General features: G+C 64.6%; 13 protein-coding genes and 2 pseudogenes. 10 read left to right on the forward strand and 5 right to left on the reverse strand.

Annotated features, from left to right (window positions below; all coding sequences use genetic code 11):
- Window positions 1-71: 71 nt before the first annotated feature.
- Window positions 72-209: pseudogene (locus ACFFIC_RS10535) on the forward strand (integrase core domain-containing protein); the annotation flags it as partial.
- A gap of 1,163 nt (window positions 210-1,372) precedes the next feature.
- Here ACFFIC_RS10535 and ACFFIC_RS10540 read toward each other — a convergent pair.
- Complete coding sequence (locus ACFFIC_RS10540; protein ID WP_377050133.1) at window positions 1,373-2,365, reverse strand: hypothetical protein; 993 nt, start codon at window positions 2,363-2,365, stop codon at window positions 1,373-1,375.
- Between the two features lie 750 nt (window positions 2,366-3,115).
- Window positions 3,116-5,002 carry an SF1B family DNA helicase RecD2 gene (gene recD2, locus ACFFIC_RS10545; RefSeq protein WP_377050122.1) on the reverse strand — a complete coding sequence of 629 codons (1,887 nt, stop codon included), beginning with the start codon at window positions 5,000-5,002 and terminating at the stop codon, window positions 3,116-3,118.
- Window positions 5,003-5,092: 90 nt separating this feature from the next.
- Here recD2 and ACFFIC_RS10550 point away from each other — a divergent pair, with 90 nt between their 5' ends.
- The 8 genes from ACFFIC_RS10550 (at window position 5,093) to ACFFIC_RS10585 (ending at window position 15,917) form a co-directional block, all read left to right on the forward strand.
- The gene (locus ACFFIC_RS10550; protein WP_377050123.1) at window positions 5,093-5,632 is read left to right on the forward strand and encodes an NYN domain-containing protein; all 540 of its coding nucleotides are present in this window, start codon (window positions 5,093-5,095) and stop codon (window positions 5,630-5,632) included.
- Between the two features lie 314 nt (window positions 5,633-5,946).
- Window positions 5,947-6,738, forward strand: a complete 792-nt coding sequence (locus tag ACFFIC_RS10555; protein ID WP_377050124.1) for a site-specific integrase — start codon at window positions 5,947-5,949, stop codon at window positions 6,736-6,738.
- Window positions 6,739-7,133: 395 nt separating this feature from the next.
- Window positions 7,134-8,585 (forward strand): UbiA family prenyltransferase, encoded by a 1,452-nt coding sequence (locus tag ACFFIC_RS10560; RefSeq protein WP_377050125.1) that lies wholly within the window; start codon window positions 7,134-7,136, stop codon window positions 8,583-8,585.
- Window positions 8,586-8,592: 7 nt separating this feature from the next.
- On the forward strand, window positions 8,593-8,964 hold the full coding sequence (locus ACFFIC_RS10565; RefSeq protein ID WP_377050126.1) for a DMT family transporter: 372 nt from the start codon (window positions 8,593-8,595) through the stop codon (window positions 8,962-8,964).
- Between the two features lie 51 nt (window positions 8,965-9,015).
- Complete coding sequence (locus ACFFIC_RS10570) at window positions 9,016-11,121, forward strand: hypothetical protein (protein ID WP_377050127.1); 2,106 nt, start codon at window positions 9,016-9,018, stop codon at window positions 11,119-11,121.
- Between the two features lie 20 nt (window positions 11,122-11,141).
- Complete coding sequence (locus tag ACFFIC_RS10575) at window positions 11,142-12,425, forward strand: glycosyltransferase family 39 protein (protein WP_377050134.1); 1,284 nt, start codon at window positions 11,142-11,144, stop codon at window positions 12,423-12,425.
- On the forward strand, window positions 12,415-14,319 hold the full coding sequence (locus ACFFIC_RS10580; RefSeq protein WP_377050128.1) for a DUF6798 domain-containing protein: 1,905 nt from the start codon (window positions 12,415-12,417) through the stop codon (window positions 14,317-14,319). The genes ACFFIC_RS10575 and ACFFIC_RS10580 overlap by 11 nt, the downstream gene beginning before the upstream one ends.
- A 1,163-nt stretch (window positions 14,320-15,482) precedes the next feature.
- Window positions 15,483-15,917, forward strand: a complete 435-nt coding sequence (locus tag ACFFIC_RS10585) for a transposase (protein WP_377050135.1) — start codon at window positions 15,483-15,485, stop codon at window positions 15,915-15,917.
- On the opposite strand, the gene ACFFIC_RS10590 is transcribed toward ACFFIC_RS10585, so the two are convergent.
- On the reverse strand, window positions 15,827-16,267 hold the full coding sequence (locus ACFFIC_RS10590; protein WP_377050129.1) for a DUF1206 domain-containing protein: 441 nt from the start codon (window positions 16,265-16,267) through the stop codon (window positions 15,827-15,829). The two genes, ACFFIC_RS10585 and ACFFIC_RS10590, sit on opposite strands and share 91 nt — an antisense overlap.
- 162 nt (window positions 16,268-16,429) lie before the next feature.
- Here ACFFIC_RS10590 and ACFFIC_RS10595 point away from each other — a divergent pair, with 162 nt between their 5' ends.
- On the forward strand, window positions 16,430-17,371 hold the full coding sequence (locus ACFFIC_RS10595) for a lipid kinase (protein ID WP_377050130.1): 942 nt from the start codon (window positions 16,430-16,432) through the stop codon (window positions 17,369-17,371).
- Window positions 17,372-17,654: 283 nt separating this feature from the next.
- On the opposite strand, the gene ACFFIC_RS10600 is transcribed toward ACFFIC_RS10595, so the two are convergent.
- Entirely contained in the window at window positions 17,655-18,686 is a 1,032-nt protein-coding gene (locus tag ACFFIC_RS10600) for an IS110 family RNA-guided transposase (RefSeq protein ID WP_377050131.1), read from the reverse strand.
- Window positions 18,687-18,821: 135 nt separating this feature from the next.
- Window positions 18,822-19,289 (reverse strand): annotated as a pseudogene (locus ACFFIC_RS30080) (IS6 family transposase); the annotation flags it as partial.
- Between the last annotated feature and the right edge of the window lie 77 nt (window positions 19,290-19,366).

Here is a 19,366-nt window from a genome sequence, read left to right on the forward strand (position 1 = left end):
TGGCCACCCAAGCCCTACACACCGGACCGTGCCGGATTTTCCACCACCTCCGCGGACGCTACCCTGTCCCCCTGTCCCTGGCGGACGCCCGGGCCCGCATCGAGGAATGGAGGTGCCACTACAACGAGGAGCGACCCCACTCGGCGCTCGGGAACTTGACCCCGAACGCCTTCGCCAACCAAGCTCAACCAGCCCGAGAACTTGCATAGACCCCGGACCAACGTTGGGGCGCAGACCACTACAATGCTGCACTAACTTTTCGTCCGGACCACCCGATGGGGGCTGGTCACTGCGTCGCGCCCGAACTCAGCCGTTCCAAGTGGCTGATCGGCTCGCTGACTCCTTCTGCAACCAGGGTGGTCACCCACGCCGTACCCGGCGTCGATGTCACCGGCTTGCTACTGGTGTTGGATAGGGTCGGCCTCCAGGCCAAGAGACAGACCGGCGACGAAGTTACCGTCGAGGTCTGCTACGAAGCGGGGTACAACGGTTCTGGCCGGCCCATTACCTGCGCACCCAGGGCATCGGGACGCACGTCCTCGATGCAGCCAGCTTCCTCGTGTCGCGCCGGGGGCGTCAGACCAAGACAGACCGGATCGACGTGGAGGCCATGGCACTCACCCTGCGTGCCTTCCTAGTCGGTGATGCCAGCGTCTGTCGCTAAGTGGCCGTCCCAACGCCAGAAGCGGAGGATGCCAAGCGCCTGGCCCGCGAGCGGGTCTAGCTCGTTTCCGAGCGGACCCGGCACCTCAACCGCCTTCACGGCCTGCTCGCCCTGCACGGCATCGGGGAGGTAAAGGGGCGGTCGGGCGGGAGCTGGGCCGAGGCTCTCGGGGAGCTTCGAACTAGCGACGGCCGGCTTCTTGGCCCTTACCTGCGCGCCGAGATCTCGAGGTCGGCAGGCGAACCATCACGCCTCAGATGGTGGAAGACCTTGCCAACGCGGCACCCTTAGCAGCAAACAGTCGCCCAGGACTCTAGCTCCGCCCGCAGGAACTTCGGGGCTCAGGTCACTTCGGATGTCGTTTCACATTGATTAGGGGTGCTGCCCGCCCTGTGTAGTCCTTGGCTCGGCTCCAGACCAGGACCGCTTCCTCGGTGCACCAGACGACCCAACTCCCGCGCTACCGCAAAGCAGCGCTTTCGTTAGACCAGCACGTCACTTTGTGCCGCTACTTCGGGATGTGGTGCCGGCGATCAGATGTAGTCAGGGCCATGCTGGTATCTAAGCGGCAGGGGAACCGATCTTATGCATCATGCTCCGCGTCTGCGCCTCCAAGCCGCCAGTTTGTGGAACAAGATATGTTTGACCGCTACTTGGTCCGGAACCAAGGGAGCACGAACGGGAATCAAGGGAGCATGAAGCCTCCGATCACCCTGCGTCGGGCGCCTCTCCGGCGTCGGGCTGAAAGTCCAGCTCGGCTTGGCGGAGGCGCTGATGATTCCAGCGGTAGCGGTAAGTCTTCAATCGCCCAGCGCCGATGGCGTCACAGCTCCAGGACGCTAGGCCACCGGCTCTAACGAGGTCGTCAAAGGCTTGACGGATTTCGCCCCTGAATTTGACACGCCTTTTGATTGGCGCACTCAGGTAGTCTTCGCCGCACAACGCAGCGACATCAACGTCGTCGATCCAGCTGTGCGTGGGCTTACCGTCGATAAAGGGCCAGATCGACTTCGCATAGTCGCTCTTGAGCTTGAAGTACGTGTCGCCATCCATGCTCACGAGTGTCCGGCTCTCGAACATGTCGCGCACCCATTTCCCATACCGGATACTCAGGCGGCTATCGAGGTCTATGCCGGACCAGGAGATCTCGCTGATCAGTGTGTCCGAGAAACCGGCGCCAGGAAGCCGACCTTTTGCGATTCCGGCCTCGTACTGCTCGTAGGTCCCTGGATAGATCCTGAACGAGACCGATCTCATCTCCTCGAGTGAGCGCAGCAGCGTGGCCAGGTTGTTGACGTGGGCAGTCCGTCCAGTTGCCTGCAGCAACGCCCTCCAGGTGGTCGAGGTCTCGTAGATGACGATCGTCTTCTGCACTCGGAAATCAGCGCCCTCGCGCCACTCGGGATTGGTCAACTCGAAGCGGGCGGCCCGGACCCTGAAAAGCGCATAGAGGGCGTCCCTGTGCTGGGATCCCAGCTCGCGGCCATGGACCTCGACAACACTGTGTGGCTTGACCGCGTAGATCCGCGTGGTGCTGTCCAGGTCGAGGCCCTTCTTCCGCGGGGCGAACGCCGAGGTCCTAGTGAGCTTGGCGGGCAGGACTGCGGGATTGTGTCGTCCCCGCCGATTAGCCTGGGTCCGCTCGAACCTCGCCGCACGGGCGATTTCCTTTTCTTCGGCAGTCTGAGCTTTCCGGGGCATGCTTTCCACATACCCGGTACTCAGCATTCCCTCCAACAATCGGGAATCAAGGGAGCACGAACGTCCGCCTGCCCCGTGATAACCGGGCATGAGGAGAATTCAGAGCATGGAATGCAGGGAGCACGAAGGTCCGGAAACGCCGTGAATGGGGCCTGAACGAGCAGCACGGGCTGCAACATGTGGATGAATAACCCTAAAGCGTAAGGGAGGGAGCATGAACCGTAGGAAAGGGAGCATGGCTGGGAAACGAAGGAGCATGAACGGTAAGGGTGGGAGCACGACTCGTCCAGAACCCCCTGATCTGTCAGCAAAATTGGGCTACTGACGAATCAAAGACTACTAAGGACTCTCTAACGACGCTGAGCTGTGGACAACCTCGCCGGCGCCGAAGCCGCGGTCCAAGACTGAAAGACGCCTAGGGGATAGCAGAGGCGGGAAGGTCCCACTCGAACCCGAACAGGGAACTAAGGGAGCACTGAATTATGCTGTGGAAGTGGCGAAGCCGGGGCAAGCCTTCGAGAACCAAAGCAGACCCTCCGACAGCTCCTTGAGTCTTGCCTTACCACGACGTTCGACGCGATGTGTCACCTGCTGGTAGCAGCCTGGGCAGAGGCGTGAAGGGGGTGGCCAGCCAGTTACGTCTCGCTGGCCCGACTATGCGCCTCACCAGCGGAAGCGGAGGTCGTCTGCCCGGTCACGGATGGCGGCATAGGGCAGTGTTCCAATGTAGCGCTGCAGCTTGCATTCAGGTCAGCCCATGGATGCATCATAGGCCGGGATGTTGGTAGGTCGGTCCGGAACCGAGGGAGCATGGCGAGTTGCCTCGCGCCCTTTGAGGCGCACCGTGAGCTCGCCTTCCTCCATGTCGATGCCCGAGATCACGCCGAGGTCGCCGTTGTAGACCTCGCGGTCGTAGCTGTTGGCCACCTGCATGACCTTGTCGCCGGGGCAGAAGGTCCAGCCGAAGCGCTCCACCCGCAGCTCGCCCGGCGGGTTCAGCGCCGCCTGAAGCTCGATGTTGAGCGAGCGCGCGCCGAGGCCGCCCCGGTTCATCGGGCAGAGCACCTGCACGTCGCGCACGGGGTCGAGCCCGAAGCGCGCGGGGATCCTCTCCCGCACCACCGTCAGCAGCTTGCGCACGCCCTCCTCGGGGTCGGCAGCGTCCACGAAGAAGAAGTCCGACCCCTCGCCCTGGCGAAGCTCGGGCATCTGGCCCTGGTTGATGCGATGCGCGTTGACGATGACCTGGCTCTCGGCGGCCTGGCGGAACACCTCTGTGAGCCGCACCACCGGCAGCGCCCCCGAGCCGATGATGTCGGCCAGCACCTGACCCGGCCCGACGGAGGGCAGCTGGTCCACGTCGCCCACGAGCAGCAGCGCGGCCTCGTCCGGCAGCGCCCGGAGGAGAGCGCGCATGAGCGGCACGTCCACCATGGAGGTCTCGTCCACCACCAGCAGCTGGCACTCCAGCGGGCGCTCCTCGCCGCGTTTGAAGCCCCCCGTCTTGGGGTCGGTTTCCAGCAGGCGGTGGATGGTCCGGGCCTCCAGCCCCGTGCTGTCGGACAGGCGCTTGGCGGCGCGGCCGGTGGGGGCGCAGAGCGCCACCTCCACGCCCTTGGCGCGCAGCACCCGCAGGACCGAGTTCACCAGCGTGGTCTTGCCCACGCCCGGGCCGCCGGTGATCACCAGCAGCTTGGAACGGGTGGCCAGCGCCAGGGCCTCGCGCTGGCTGGGGGCGAGCGACAGGCCGGTTCTGCCCTCCACCCAGGGGATGGCGCGCGCGGCGTCGATGGCGGGCCAGGGTGGTGCCCCCTGGGCCAGCGCCTGCAGCCGCTCGGCGATGGCCTGCTCGGCGCGGTACAGGCCGGCCAGAAAGACGCAGCGCTCCCCCTCCAGGGTGTCGGCCACCACCTCGCCGGCCTCGAGCTCCAGCTCGAGCGCGGTCTCGATGAGGGGCGGGGGCACCTCGATGAGGGCTGCGGTCTCCGCGGTGAGTTCCGCGAGCGGCAGGCCGCAGTGGCCCTCGCCGGTGGCCTCGGCGAGCGCGAAGGAGATGCCGGCGCGCACCCGGATCATGGCGGTGGGCTCGATGCCGAGTTTCTGCGCCACGAGGTCGGCGGTGCGAAAGCCGATGCCGCGGATGTCGTGGGCGTGCAGGAAGAGCATGATCTCGCGGATCACCTTCTGCTCGGCCCAGCCGGCCACGATGCGGGACGCCCGCTTGGGGCCGATGCCCGTGACCTCGCGCAGCCGCGCTGGCTCGGCCTCGATCAGCTCGAAGACCTGCTCGCCGAAGGCGCGCACCAGCTTCTTGGCGTAGACCGGGCCGATGCCGCGGATCATGCCGGAGCCGAGATAGCGCTCGATGCCCTCGAGCGTGGTGGGCGGGCTCGCCTTGAGGAAGCCGGCGCGGAACTGCAGGCCGTGGCTGCGGTCGTTGAACCAGGTGCCCGAGAGCTGCACCCACTCGCCGGCGGCGATGCTGGCGGCGTGCCCCACCACCGTGACCAGGTCCTTGTGCCCGCGCGCCTTGACCCGCAGCACGCAGAAGCCGTTCTCGGAATTGTGGTAGGTCACCCTCTCCACCAGGCCAGCCAGCACCTCGGTGGGGGCGGTCTGAGCTGCTGCCTGAACCACGCGCTAATCAGCCGACAACACGGCCGAGGGGACAGGGGAGGGCAGGGGCCCTGCCCACGACGATGGAGACGCGCCGGCTGAGGACCTCATGTGACCCATCTCGCCTATGTGGACTGCAGCAACCTGTTCATCGAGGGGCAGAAGGTCAGTGCCGTCGCCCGCGGCATGGCCAGCAGCCTGGAAGACGCGAAGCAGCGAGGGGTGATCGACTTCGACTATCGGCTCGATCTCTACCGTCTCATGGCCCTGCTCCAGCAGGTTGAGGGCGACACAAGGGCGGTGGTGTTCGGCAGCGTCACTGACAGCAACGCGGGCCTGTGGCAGCACGCAGCCAAGGCAGGCTTCGAGGTGGTCACGGTGGAGCGGGGCTTCTCGGGAAAGGAGAAGCGCGTCGACACCAGCTTGGTCACCCGTATCTGCCGGGATGCATATCGGTTTGCGGACCCGCAGTGGGACCGCATCACGCTGGTGGCGGGCGACGGCGACTACGAGCCCGTCGTGAAGCAACTCGTGACCGACCGCTTCGCCGTGACGGTGCTGTACTGGGGGCATGCCAGCCGCGAACTGCGTGAAACAGCAACGGCCTTCCACGCGCTGGACGCCTACATAGAGGATCTAGCGCTTGGCTGAGGCGAGTTGCCAATCTGCATGTCACGGGCACGCCGGTATGCTGACGCGAGCCGGCCTAACCAGACGCCTCGTCGATCGTCAGGGCACCCTTAGTGCATTGATAGCGTAGTATTATCGTGCCCAAGGGACAGGGACGGGGCGGTTGCCACCTTGGTACGCCTGCAGCCACCGTCGGGAATGGTGGGAGCATGGACGCGGAGGCGTCTGCGGAAACGGCCAGAGCGGGACAAGAAGGCGAGGAATTTGGTGAGGAGCCCGGCGGGATGGTCAGCAAACCTTGAGTTTCTTGTGCCGCGGTGGGTGAGGGAAGGGGCGTGATTGAGCGCGCCGGGTCGAGCCCGCTGGCCATTCCCTCGTCCGTGGCGCGTCTCGCGGCCGGTGCGCTGCCCGCGGAGGCGCTGGCGGGTCCGGTCGGTAAGGCAGCGGCGCACGCCGCGAGCTATGCCGGTCAGGCGGTGTCGGAGAACACCAGGCGCGCCTTCTGCCTCAGGTGCGAGTTGGGTGGTGTGATGGCTCCACCGGCGGCGCCGGTGGCGATCGCCGGCCATCTCGCGAGCCTCGCTTCGACGCTCGGCCGCAGCGGCTTGCGCCGGCGGCTGGCGGCCATTGCCCACCACCACCGCCAGGCCGGGCACCTGTGGGAGACGCGGCAGCCGGCGATCAACGCGACGATGCGCGGCATCCTTGCCACCCACGGCAAGCCCGCCCGGCCGGCGGCGGCGCTCACCTCGGCCGAGGTCAAGCGCCTGCTGGCGAGTTGCGGGACGGACGTGGCGGGGCTCAGAGATAAGGCGCTGTTGCTGGTGGGCTTCGCGGGGGCACTCAGGCGCTCCGAGCTGGTCGGGATCGACCGCGAGCATCTGCGGTTCACGTCCGAGGGCATGACGGTGCTGATCCCGCGCTCCAAGCGCGACCAGGAGGGGGAGGGGGCCTCCATCGGCATACCCCGCGGGCTGAACCCGCTCTCCTGCCCGGTGCGGGCGGTGGAGGCCTGGCTCAAGCGCTCACGCATTGAATGGGGGCCGGTGTTCCGGCGCGTGAGCGCGGGTGGGTCGCTGGAGGACCGGCTCTCGCCGCAGGGATGTGGTAGATCCTTCGACCTTTAAAGGATTAGCCCAGCCTCACTGAGGCCCCTCTCTGCCATCTTACCATAGCATGGTTTGTAGCTGCTCGATGAGAGAACCTTTCCGAGCTTAACCACGACGCGCGCTCATCCTTCTTGCAAGCCTGCTTCAAGCGGCCGCGGTCTCAAGCTCGTACTACCACAGCAATCTGCCATCGGTGACGTCGTTCAAGGGGTTAGTAACCGCGCCGTGGTCAGCCGGCGCTACTACTCTGCCTAGAATGGGCACTCATTACAAAAAATGACCGCATGTCCAAAAAAACACACTAATTAGTTGACACGAGACGTTATCATGTCGCAATGTTGACGGACCAAACCAGTTGGATGGATGCGGTGAACGTAAGCGTGTTGCCCTGCTCCGTGCTTCATGAGGCAAGATTGAGCGTAAAGGGACCGGCGAATGCACAGCTTCCCCTTTGTGTCGATCTTGATGGCACGCTTACGCCATCGGACACCCTCGTAGAGGGTCTGCTCGGAACACTCGGCCGTCCTGCGATGTTCGGTGCGGCACGAGCCCTTGTGACCAACGGCCGAACTGGCCTCAAGCGCTTCACCGCGACAGCCGCACCACTCGATGCGTCGCTCCTACCTTACTGCGAGCCGCTTCTCAGTTACATTAAAGCCCAGCGTGGGAGTGGCCGCCGCGTCGTACTCGTCACGGCGGCGGACATTTCGGTCGCACGTCGCGTCGCCAGCCATCTCGGCCTGTTTGACGAGGTTATCGCCTCCGACGGGCGCGAAAACCTTAAAGGATCCGCAAAGGCTCGCGCCCTCGTAAGCCGATTCGGCCAGCGAGGTTTCGCGTACGCCGGAAATGCCGCGAGCGACCTCGACGTCTGGCGCGAGGCGGGAGCAGTGATCCTCGTCAACGCGCCTCGCCACGTTGCAGACGCTGCTCGGGCGCTCTGCAATGTCGAGGCCGAGTTCCCGCCCGTCGGAGGAGTTCTACGCGGGATCGTACGGGCCCTTCGGCCACATCAATGGTCGAAGAACTTCCTCATCTTCATTCCACTCTTTACCGCACACGCCCTGAATTCGGGTGGCGCTTGGCTCGCCGCCATTGCCACCTTCGCCGCTTTCTGCGCAACCGCCTCCGCGATCTACGTTGTAAACGACTTGACCGATCTTCCGGCCGATCGGCGGCATCCCAGAAAGCGCTTGCGCCCCTTCGCGAGCGGAGCGGTCCCCATACCAGTTGGGCTCGGGGCAGCCGCGGCACTCTTGGCGACAGGCCTCCTCCTCGCAACCTTATCGGGCACCCTCCCGGTGCTTCTACTCTACGCGATGCTCTCCGTGAGCTACTCGCTGCGGCTGAAAGAACTGCCACTCGTGGATGTTTTCGTCCTCGCAGGCCTTTACACCGTCCGAATGTTCGCCGGCGCCCTGGCAATTGGGCATAGTCTCTCGCTCTGGCTCCTCGGCTTCTCCGCTTTCCTCTTCCTCAGCCTCGCGCTTGTTAAGCGCGTGGAGGAACTGCGCAGCACGGCAAAGAGCGGGGGCGGTTGGCTCGCGCGGCGCGGCTACACACCCGATGATGCCGCGACCCTTCAAAGCTTCGGCACCGCCTCCTCCTTTGCCGCATCGCTCGTCCTCGCCCTTTTCGTTCAGGGCGAGGCGACGGCGCAGAGTTACGCGTCTCCAGGCATGCTTTGGGCCATCGTGCCGCTGATCCTGTTTTGGCAATGTCGCGTCTGGCTCTCCGCCGCGCGGGGATACATGCACGATGACCCGATTGTCTACGCCGCGCGGGACTGGGTTTCCTGGGTCGTCGCAGCGAGCGCTTTTCTCATCCTCGCCGCCGCGAAGTCGGTCGGCAACATCGTACTCTGAGAACCTAATGAGCCTCCAGACTCTCGCCCTCATCCTTATGAGCGTACTGACATCGGCGGCAGCGCAGGTGCTCCTGAAAGCTGGCGTTTCGGGTGCGCGTGGAGGGGTAGAAGCGGGAACGAACCTTCCCGTGGCATTGCTCGATTTTCTTACGCGGCCCGCAGTGCTCGCCGGGCTGGCGCTCTACGGCGTTGGTGCAGTGCTCTGGCTCGGTGCCTTGTCCCGTACCGAGCTTTCCAAAGCTTACCCTTTTGTCAGCCTCGGCTTCGTGCTCACCGCGCTCGCTGGGGCCCTCTTGTTTGGAGAGGCGGTTGGCCTGGTGCGTGCGTCGGGTATCGCACTGATCGTCGCCGGCGTGGTCCTTGTGGCCTGGAGCTGAGCATTGCATCGAAGGAGTGTGCCGACATGATCAGCTCGCGGAACCAATCCGGTGACCGGTGACCAATTGCTTGGACGCCGCGCTCTGGCGTTCAGTGGTGCGGCGCTTATTGCGGTCGGCAGCCCCGCCACGGTGGCTGCGCAGAATACTGCGTCTGGTCGGCGTGCCACAGCGTTGCGCTGCGCGGCTGGGGCGATTACCAGCATAACGTTGGAGGGAAACGGCGCGCCGGCCGGGGCGGTTGTCGTCTTTGGGCAGGTCTTCCGGCCCGGCGACGTCCCGGCGCGGTCGGGCGTCCTCGCGCGGGCTGGCGAGCAGCCGATCCCAACGCAGTTCGACGCGAGGACGCATCACGAGGACGGCTCAGTGCGGTTCGCAATCATCAGCGTCGCGCTGCCGCGCGTCCTTCCATCCCGGCAAACTCTGGAACTCCGCCTTTTCGTCGGGGCGCCGTCAGCTGTTAGCCACCCCCTGGACCCTTCCGCTATTTTGGGGAACCGGCAGCTGATTTTGGAGCTGACGCCTGCCTCGGGCAAGCCTTGGCGCGCCGACCTGCGGGCGATGCTGGAGGCGGCGCCGAGGTCCGGCATCACAGTCTGGCAATCCGGTCCGCTCGTCACCGAGGTTCGCCTGCGTACGCCCGTGCCTTCCAGCGCTGTCGGTTCCGCCTCCTCCTTGCGAGTGATCGCCGATCTTTCCGCGCGAGTGGACGGTACGATTTGGCTGGATCTCTGGCTGCGGAACGACACTGCGATGCAGGAGGGGGGCGGAGACGCCGCGTACTCCGCGCGGGTGCTCCTGGATGGGCGCGAACTGCTGCGCACCGGGCCGCTCCGCCATTACCATTATACCGCCTTTGGCCGGATAAGCGCCTTCAGCTCCGATGGCACGCCGGTGCCGGTGCCCGCCTTCACACGGCACGACCTACACTACCTTGCCGAGACTGGTGCGGTTGCGCGCTACGACGCCTCCCTTGTCGTGTCCGAAGGCACCCTCTCCGCCTACGGCCAAGCCCTAGCAGAACCGGCTTGGTCCGCGCCGTTCAACAACCGCCGCATCACGCAGTATATGCCCCAAACTGGCGGGCGGGACGATATCGGCCCGACAACGCAATCTCAGGCGGCCTGGCTGATAAGCGGCGACCGGCGCGCGGCAGTTTACGCCATGGGGCAGGCGGAAGCAGCGGGCGCGATCCCTTGGCACCATTGGGACATTCGCGGAGGGGAGGCGGGCAGCTGGCTCGACACCAGGCGCTGGCCGCAGCTGTGGACTGACGCACGCGGCGGTCGGCCGCCGGGAGGCCTGCTGCAGCAGGTGCCCAACACTACTGGCTGGACACCGGAGGGCTCGCACCAGCCTGACCTCTCCTTTGTGCCTTTCATTCTCACCGGCCGCCGGGCATTCCTTGACCACCTGCAGTCTCAGGCCGCCTGGAACGTCGTGAGCAGCTGGCCGCACCCACGCGGCGGTGCGGAGGCGAACATGGTCCGCTTCAATCAGACGCGCGGCACGGCCTGGGCCATACGGCAGTTGCATGAAGCGGGCTGGATCAGTCCGGACAGCGATCCGCAGCGGGACTACTTCCGGCGGTGCGAGGCCAACAATTGGGCCTTTCTCCGCTCTCAAATTCCGGCATGGCGACGGGCGCAGGGGGAGGCCTTCGGCTGGGTGCCGAGCGATTATGACCCTCCCTTCGAGTGCAAACCTTGGGCGCAGGACCACCTCGTCTCCACCGCCGCCGCGGCTGCACGGAAGGGTAACGCCGATGCCCGTGCCGTGCTGGAGTTTATGAGCAACTTCGCCGTCCGGCGTTTCCTCTCGGCCGACCAGGGCTTCAACCCACGAGACGGCGCGGCTTACGTGATCGCGACAACGGACGCGCGCAGAACGCCGTTGAAAAGCTGGGCGGAGATCGGAGCTGAGACGAAGGCGCGCGGCTGGGCAAACGAGAACGGCTGGTCAAAGAGCCAGGGTAACTACCCGCAGCTGGCTCTTTTCTCCCTTGCCTGCATCGCGGATGTGCTGGACAGCGCGGAAGCGCGCCGCGCGTTCAGTTGGCTCTCCTCTGCGGGCGCGCCGTTCACGGCGATGACAGACTATCCACATGGTCCAGTTCATCGAGTGGTGCCCAGGACGACGGACAGACCAGTATGTTAGGCGGGAGGTCGGGAGTGGGCATGCTCACATCACGGATGGAGGTGCCGCTCGCGGCACCATGTGGCGTGTCGACTGTGCGGCGATGGGCGTTGCCGGCAGCGATCCTCATGCTTGGCGCACTGCTCCGGACAGCCTGTGTTATCGGTATGCCGTCGCCGCTCGTGAGCGACTACCTCGATTACTGGACCCTCGCGACAAACCTGCACGCTGGACACGGGTTAGCGAACGCGGAGGGCAAGCTGACTGCATTCATGAGTCTAGGCTATCCTATCTTCCTTGCCGCTGTCTTCAGCGTGGTTGGGCCGAGTGTCGCCGCCGTCAAGGCGGCAAACGTACTGCTCGGCGTTGTGTCGATCTTCCTGCTCTTTTCACTCGCCCGGCGGTTGTTCGGATCCTTGTTCGTCGCTGCGGTCGCAGCGCTCCTCCTCGCGGTCTACGCGGAAGCGATCGTCTACGCGGCCTATGTGGCAAAGGAGAACTTATTGATGCCATTGATGATCGGACTGCTGTGGATCACGGCAGACCGGTCGGTATCCCGTAGTACATGGATCAATCCAGTCGCTTTCGGAATGGTCGGCGGAGCGATAGCTATGGTCGGAAACGCTGCTCTCGCCTTGATGCCTGCGGCGGTGTTCCTGATCTGGCTGAGGCAGCGTAGCCCTGGCCGAACCCTACGTTACCTGCTCATCGCGGCTGCGGCCGGCGCCTTGACCGTCGCACCGCTGCTGGTGCGCAATTATACCGTGTTTGATGCATGGGTTCTGAACAACAACGGCGGCTTTAACCTCTACGTCGGTAACAACCCGGAAGCGACGCCCTACTTCATCAGCATTACCGAGACACCAATCGCACCGCGGTGGGAGGAACTGCGAAAGGAGTTGGGTGAGCACGGAGTGAACGTGTTGCTGCGCCGCCTCGCAGTTGCGCACATGATTGAGGATCCAGGCCAGACGGCGGTGCTAATGCTGCGTAAAGCTCTCGCTTTCTGGGATCCGCCGATGCATGCGGGGGCTGGTGACGAAGGAACGATGGCGCGCCTTGTGCGCATTGCTTGGCTCGTGCAATTCCTAGCTACCGGCGGGCTATGCCTTGCATCGCTCACTCTGCTCAAGCGGTATCCCCGCAGCTTGGGTACAGTTGTTCTCGCAATTGCGGGATACACGGCAGTGCATATGATATTCTACGTGATCTACCGCTATCGGCTTCCGATCATGCCATTTCTCTTTCTGGGTGCAGGTGTGGCTCTCAGCACTGCGGTACCGCGGTGGCTGACCGTACAGCCGGCGATCCGCGATGGCGGGTGAAAAGATGCTGTATAAGCGTTTTGACATCGACTGCGGCGCAGGCGCGCTGAAAGCTGGCGTTTCAGGTGCGCGTGGAGAGAAAGAAACAGAAGCGAGCCTTCCCGTGATACCATGTGAGTTGGCGGTATCGCGCTCGTCTTACTCGGGGTCATCCTTGTCGCGGCGAGCTGAGGTTGGAGGAATGCTCCATTTCCTGTCCCACCCGCTCGTCCTCGCTGTCCTCGCGGCGATGCTCTCAATCGGCATCCAAGGATTCGAATTTGGCATTAATAATAATGTCTTTCACATCCCCCTTGTGCTGGGCTTTGATGAGCTGCCGCAGTTCGCCGACGACCCCGTGATCCGCTCGCTCCGGCGTTTTGTCTCGCCAGTTTACTTCTTCCTCGTGGCTGTTGCGGACGAGCACAACGTCGCTGCAATCTTCTTCCTCTGCCACTTCGTCACTCGGGTCCTGACTTTTTTTGCTCTCATTCTCCTGCTGCGCATCCTCGGTGCGGGGAGCCGGCGACTTTTCGCAGCAGCAGCTGTCCTCGCTGTTACGCGCGGTATCTACGGTGCAACCTTCCTCGGCGGCGGTGGGATGCTCATGAAGTATTTCACGCACAGTGAGGTCTCTACAGCCTTTGCGCTGCTCTGCATCGCCGCCTTGCTTCGCGGCCGCCTCGTGCTGGCGGGAGGTCTGGGCGGAATGACCTTTGCGTTGAATGCCTTTATCGGAGTGTGGGTGTGCGCCCCGCTCGGTCTCGCCGCCTTGGCGCACCTCTCGGCATCACCTACTGGCGGTCCGACCCGCGACGCGCTTGCTGCGCGGACTCGTCGTGTCATACTCACCGGCTTCACTTTCGCGGTGTTGGCGCTTCCCGTTGCTGTCTGGGCGATGGTTGAGGCCGGAACAGATGACCCTGGCTTCGACTACCGGTCCTTCTTGCGCCTGTATTACGGTAAACATTTTTTCCTCGACGCCTCCGATAGCTGGTCCATCCTTCAGTGTGTTTCCACTTCGGCATCGGCAGTATTGGCTCTGCCGCTCGTGGCACACCGTCGCCGTGCCGCGCTCGTTATGACAGGGCTTCTGCTCGTACTCTCAGGTGGCATGCTCGTCGGAGCCTTTTCCGAATCGCGCCTCCTCCTGAACCTTCACCTGCTGCGCGTGGACGCGCTGGTCACGATGCTGGCCGCCGTGATTGTAACGGCTGGCGTGATGCGGCGCTTGGACGTGGCCGATCCCCCCCGCACCTTGCTGCTTCTCCTAGCCTTGGCTGGGATGGCGACTGCCTTCTGGATGGTCACTGCGGCCGCGCTCGGATGCGCTGCCCTTCTCCTCTGGCTTGCACGGCGCCGGGGCAGGTGCGGAGATTTAGGTCCCATACATGCCCTCCTGCGGTTCGCGGCGAACCGGCCGCGCGCCCTTACGGCCGCAGCCCTCCTCCTGCTCGCCGCCTATGCGTCAGCCGGCGCCTACCTCGCCCGGCCACGTCCCGCGACCACCGGTCCCGCGCCGGGCGACGCACAGCTTGAGGGATTCTGGCCAGCCTCGCCAGAATGGTTAGAAGTCCAACTCTGGGCCCGTGCCAACACACCGCAGGATGCTCGCTTCCTCGTCCCGCTCTCACCTGGAGGTTTTCGGGTCGGGGCACAGCGGATCATCTGGGTGGATTGGAAGGAGGGTGCGACCGCAATGTGGGCGCCCGAGACCTACGCCGCATGGCGCCGACGCGTGGATGAGGTCTTACGGCTGCGCAACCCCGAAGACCGTCTGGCCTACGCCTGTGCGAACGGATTGGGGTTCGTGGTGTTTGACCTACGGGGTACCTCCTTGCCGCTGGCTGAAGCTTCCCCGCCCGATTTTGTAAATCGCTTCTTCGCAGTGCGACGCGCAACAGAATGCAGTTAGGCCAGAACGAGAATACGTTGCACAGATCCGCTTGTAAGCGCAGTGAGGCGTGACTTGTATGTGTTGCGAAGTTTACGCCGAGCCGCAGATTTCCTGGATAGCAGGCGGATTAAGCAAAACTCTGGAACAACTCGGCGACGAAGATGGCTTGGGCTTGCATGTCGCGCCCACCGATCCTCCGAACCTGCCCCTTCCTGATCATCGCCATCGCCTCGTAGCCCGCCAGTGTTCGTCGTGCCAACTGCCGAGCGCTTTGAGCGCAAGCCTCGATCGGCTTGCTGAAGCATTCTCTCTTCAGATGTCTTCCCGAACGTGCTGCATTTCTCCGACATTATGTTGTGAGCGGTTGACGGCGTGATGGGCACCGAGCCGCGATAACCGCTGGGGTCCATTTGGAGGAACGCCGGCACAGCCCTGACGGCTGTCGTCTCCGATGCGGTGACGGGATCGATTGCCCTTCGGGTCATTGAGACGGGTAAAGCTTCTTGCAGCAATACGACAATGCTGCGCACGAGCTAGGGGGGACGGCAACCGCCATGTTCGATGCGATTGGGGTTAGCGCGTCAGATGTGGCTCCCTCACAGGTTGAAGGCTCATCAGCTCCGATAACTCGAGCTGTCCGATGATTCACAGTTCGCCGCTGAGCTGCACGACATCGTCTGCCTTTAACTCAATCCGCATGCCACGGCTGGCGTGCTTTTGGAGGATGAAAAGCCGAATACAGGCACTCAAACGCGTCCAGTTGGACCTCTCGTTAACGGACGCTGCAGTACCGTAAGGCTTATTGTCGTGCGTAGGGGGCGGGAGAGGGCGGTTGCCACGAAAGAGATACCGTCTCTGACGAAGAGGCCACTGCATGCTTCATCTCCGTCGCGCGGCAATCGTGCTCGCCATCCTCAGAGCAGGTGTCAGTTTTCTTGAACGGCGATAATGCGTATGCAACAGGATCAGCGGCTTGGAAGGGTGAATTTTCTTTGCCGCAACATGGCTCATCCCTGATGAGGATAATGGCGGAGGCATCGGGCCGAGGTCTGTCACCTGACGCGCAATCATGAAGCTGTTGTTTTGCATCGCGACGGTCTGATCAGACCACGCTACCGTTCTCATCGTTAAGGAGAAGCCTGAGCTTCCCGGCACCATTCTCTTCGATAAAGAAAACCGACATCTGGCGTGCGGTGGATCAGGAAGGCAATGTGCTCGACATCCTGGTTCAGAGCCGACGCAATGCCAGAGCCGCCAAGCGATTCTTTCGCAAGCTGCTGAAGGGGCTGCAGTACGTTCCCCGCGTGATTGTCACCGACAAGCTGCGCAGCTACGGCGTTGCGAAGCGCGAGATCCTGCCGGGCATGGAGCATCGGCAGAGCCGCTATCTCAACAACCGCGCCGAGGTGTCACACCAGCCGACACGACGGCGAGAACGGCAGATGCAGCGGTTCAAGTCGCCGCGCCACGCTCAACGGTTCCTCTCCACCCACAGCCGGATCCACAACCACTTCCAACTCCGTCGTCACCGCCTGACTGCCGACCAACACCGCCAGGTTCGTAATGCCGCGTTCAGCGCCTGGAGCGATGTGACCAGAACTCCATCAACTATCTGAGGGCTGCGCCAGCTCGGGTGCTCCTTGCGTCCTACGTCGCCAACCTGACAAGGCCCGGAGCGGGCCAGGAGGGCGCGCCAGGACCGGCCGAGCCGGTCGGCGTCGAGCGTTGATTGCAGGGCGCGCCAGAGCGCGAAGCCGAACAGCCCGAGTGCCACAATGGAGAGGAGGGCCGTTCCCCAGGCCTGGCTGAACAGGGTCTGGAGCGCGCCCTTCGAGCCGGTCGCCTCGCCCCCCTGGCCGACGGCGGCAAAGAGCGCGAGCAGGCCCACCAACAGGCTGACGAGCCCCCGCGCGGCGTAGCCGAGCCGGGCGAGCCATTTCAGGACCGGGCGATCGGAAGGCGTCAAGGGGCGCGCCTCTGGCGGAGGTTCCGGGCGGGCGGCGGTCGCGAGGGTTCTTTCATGCGCCGGGGAAACGCACCGTCGGCGAGGCGGTTCAGTTGGGTCGGAGGAGGACCCGCGCAGCGGCCGGCGACCTTCCGGACCTGGCCCATGGATCGGCGGTGCAGCATGACCACTGAAACGGACTCCACGCCGCTCGGGGCGGTGCCGGAAGCGGGTGCGCCCCGCCGCGCCCTCTTCGTGGTCAACACCAAGAGCCGGCGGGGGCGCGAGGGCGCAGCCGTCGCGGCGGAGGCGCTCGAGGCCGGGGGCATCGAGCTGGTGCACGGGGAGTGCGCCGACGCCGGCCGCCTGCGCGACACCATCCGCGACCAGGCCTCCTCCATCGACATGGTCGTTCTCGGCGGCGGCGACGGGACGATGAACGCGGCGGCGCCCGCCCTGCTGGAAACCGGGCTGCCGCTTGGCATCCTGCCCCTGGGCACGGCGAACGACCTCGCCCGCACCCTCGGCATCCCCACGGAACTCGAGCAGGCCGCGCGTGTGGTGACCGGCGGCTGGATGCGCCGGATCGACCTCGGCGAGGTCAACGGGCACCCCTTCTTCAACGTGGCGAGCATCGGCCTCAGCGTGCAGGTGACAAGGGAGCTGACGCGCGACCTCAAGCGGCGTTGGGGACGGCTCGGCTACGCGCTGGCCACCGGCCGAGCCCTCTGGAACATGCGGCCGTTCCGCGCGGAGATCCGCCACGACGGCGAGGTGCGGAAGGTGCGGACGCTGCAGATCGCCGTTGGCAACGGGCGCTACTACGGCGGCGGCATGACGATCGAGGAGGGGGCCGCGATCGACGACGGGCGCCTCAACCTCTACAGCCTCGAGTTCGAGCGGCTCTGGAAGCTGACGCTGATCTACCCGGCCTTCCGCGCCGGGCGGCACGGGCTCTGGCACGAGGTCCGCACCGCCAGTGCCGAGGAGGCTGAGATCCGGACGCGGCGCCCGAAGGCCGTCAACACCGACGGCGAGCTGGCCACCCAGACGCCGGCGCGCTTCCGGGTTCTTCGCCAGGCCGTGCGCGTGCTCGCCCCCCGGCCGGCGGTCGCGCAGGACTAGCGGCGGGGCATTGTTCTCTTATGGCGGGTTCAGGGGTCAAGCCCTCCGTTGCTAACCGTGCAGCGATGATGGGTGCTCCTGTCGGGTCATGGTTCTCTCCGCGGTCGGCGTGAGGCGCCGCATGATGGTGTCGGAAGCTCCGGCCTCGTGATGTCAACTACGCGGTCACCCGCTCTGGATGGAGTGGGGCCGCAACAGTGCCCACGCGATGGCCGGAACCCCGTCCCGACAGGGACACCCTTCCGCCGCTGCCGGCGGATCTCGTGCCTTTGCTACTTCTGGCTCAGGCCATCTGTGCCTCCTTGGTCGACCAGCGGAACTCGCTGCCATCGCGCAGCATCCTGTGGAGGATCACCGAGAGCTTCCGAGCCACGGCGACGGTGGCCTTCCTGGTGCCGGTTCGCTTCGCCAGCTGCGTCCCCCAGGCCTTCAGCGCTGACCAGCGCGAGACCCGGTGGAGGATGATGCCCGCTGCCTCATAGAGGTAGGTGCGTAGCAGCTTGTCGCCGCAGCGTGAGATGTGGCCGGTATAGTCCTCCTCGCCCGACTGGTAGCGCCTTGGTGTCAGTCCAACATAGGCGCCGACGCTCGAGGATTTGGCAAAGCGCTCCGGCGTATCCACGACACTGACATAGGTGAGGGCGACCAGGACGCCGACACCCGGCGCGGTCATCAGCCGCCGCACCGCTCCATCCTGCCGTGCAATGGCGACGAGCCGCCGGCTGAGAACCGCAACCTGCTCGCTGACGCTCTGCCAAGCCGCTAGCAGCGCCTCGGTCGCGTCCTGCAGCGGTCCATCCGCGACCAAGGCCCGCACCCGCTCGGCAAAGGGCTGGCCACCACCCTTGCCAGCGATCAGGCCGAAGGGCTTCAGCACGCCGCGGATCTGATTGGCCAGATCGACGCGCATGCGCACCAGCTGCGCCCGGGTGGTGAGCAGCGACCGGACCAGGTGACTGTCCATGCCCTTGACCGCCACCTCACGATACCAGCCCGTACGCACGATCTGCGCCAAGCCGCGAGCATCGTTGCGATCGGATTTGTTCAGCTGCAGCGCAAGTGCCACCTTTGCGTGGCGCGCGTCGAGGCAGACTACGGGCAGACCCGCTTTCCTCAGCTCGTGCCAATGCCAGGCCGACATCGGCCCACTCTCCAGGCCGACCCGTGTCACCTCGGGTGCCTGTGCCCGGATGGTGGCCGCAATCGCCTCCGGGGTGGAGGCGCACTTGCCCTGCCAGACCGTCTTGCCGCTGCTGTCGACAACCCAGACCGAGGTCTGCTCCTGCGAGACATCCAGTCCAACATACCGTTCCATGCCAGCTCCCCTCAGCAGGTCCGATCGCATCAGACCCCGATTGCCGCTGAAGGGCACCAGCCCGCCATAACCCCATGTCTACTTGCCGGCGTCGGGGCGACAAGGTTGAGTGACCGGCAGCGAGATCAAGAGCGATCAAGCCCACGCGGCGGCCCCGCTGATGTCGGACCATACCTCGAACGCCCGCGACCTTGCGGCGCGGTACTCACTGGCGGTGACGTGGTCGCGGCGAAGATGGAAGAGGCTGTTGATCCTGTCGTGGGCAGAGAGGAAGCGCTGCGCTTGGCCTGCTGATTTGAAGTGCTTCATCTGCCGTTCTCATTTTCGCGTCGGCTGATGCGAGTTCACCGCGCGATTGTTCAGCCCCTTGTGCTGACGGTGATCGACGGAAGGCATCACCTCCTTCTTCGCCGCGCCGTAGCTTGCCAGCTTGTCGGTGATCATGACCCGCGGCGGCCGCGCTTGGCGCTTCAGCAACTTCCTGAGTAGCCGCTTGGCAGCTTGCTTGTCCCTCCGGCTCTGCACCAGCACATCGAGTACCATCCCGGCCTGATCGACGGCGCGCCAGAGCCAGTGCGTCACACCGTTGATCTTGAGGACGACCTAATACTGTCGGCTAATTCATGCGGCTGCTGCCAGAGCCGCAAATCGGGTCACGCGCGTCTTGGCTCGTGGCAGGC

The sequence above is a fragment of the Muricoccus vinaceus genome (genome assembly GCF_042433125.1).
Classification (GTDB): domain Bacteria; phylum Pseudomonadota; class Alphaproteobacteria; order Acetobacterales; family Acetobacteraceae; genus Roseomonas; species Roseomonas vinacea.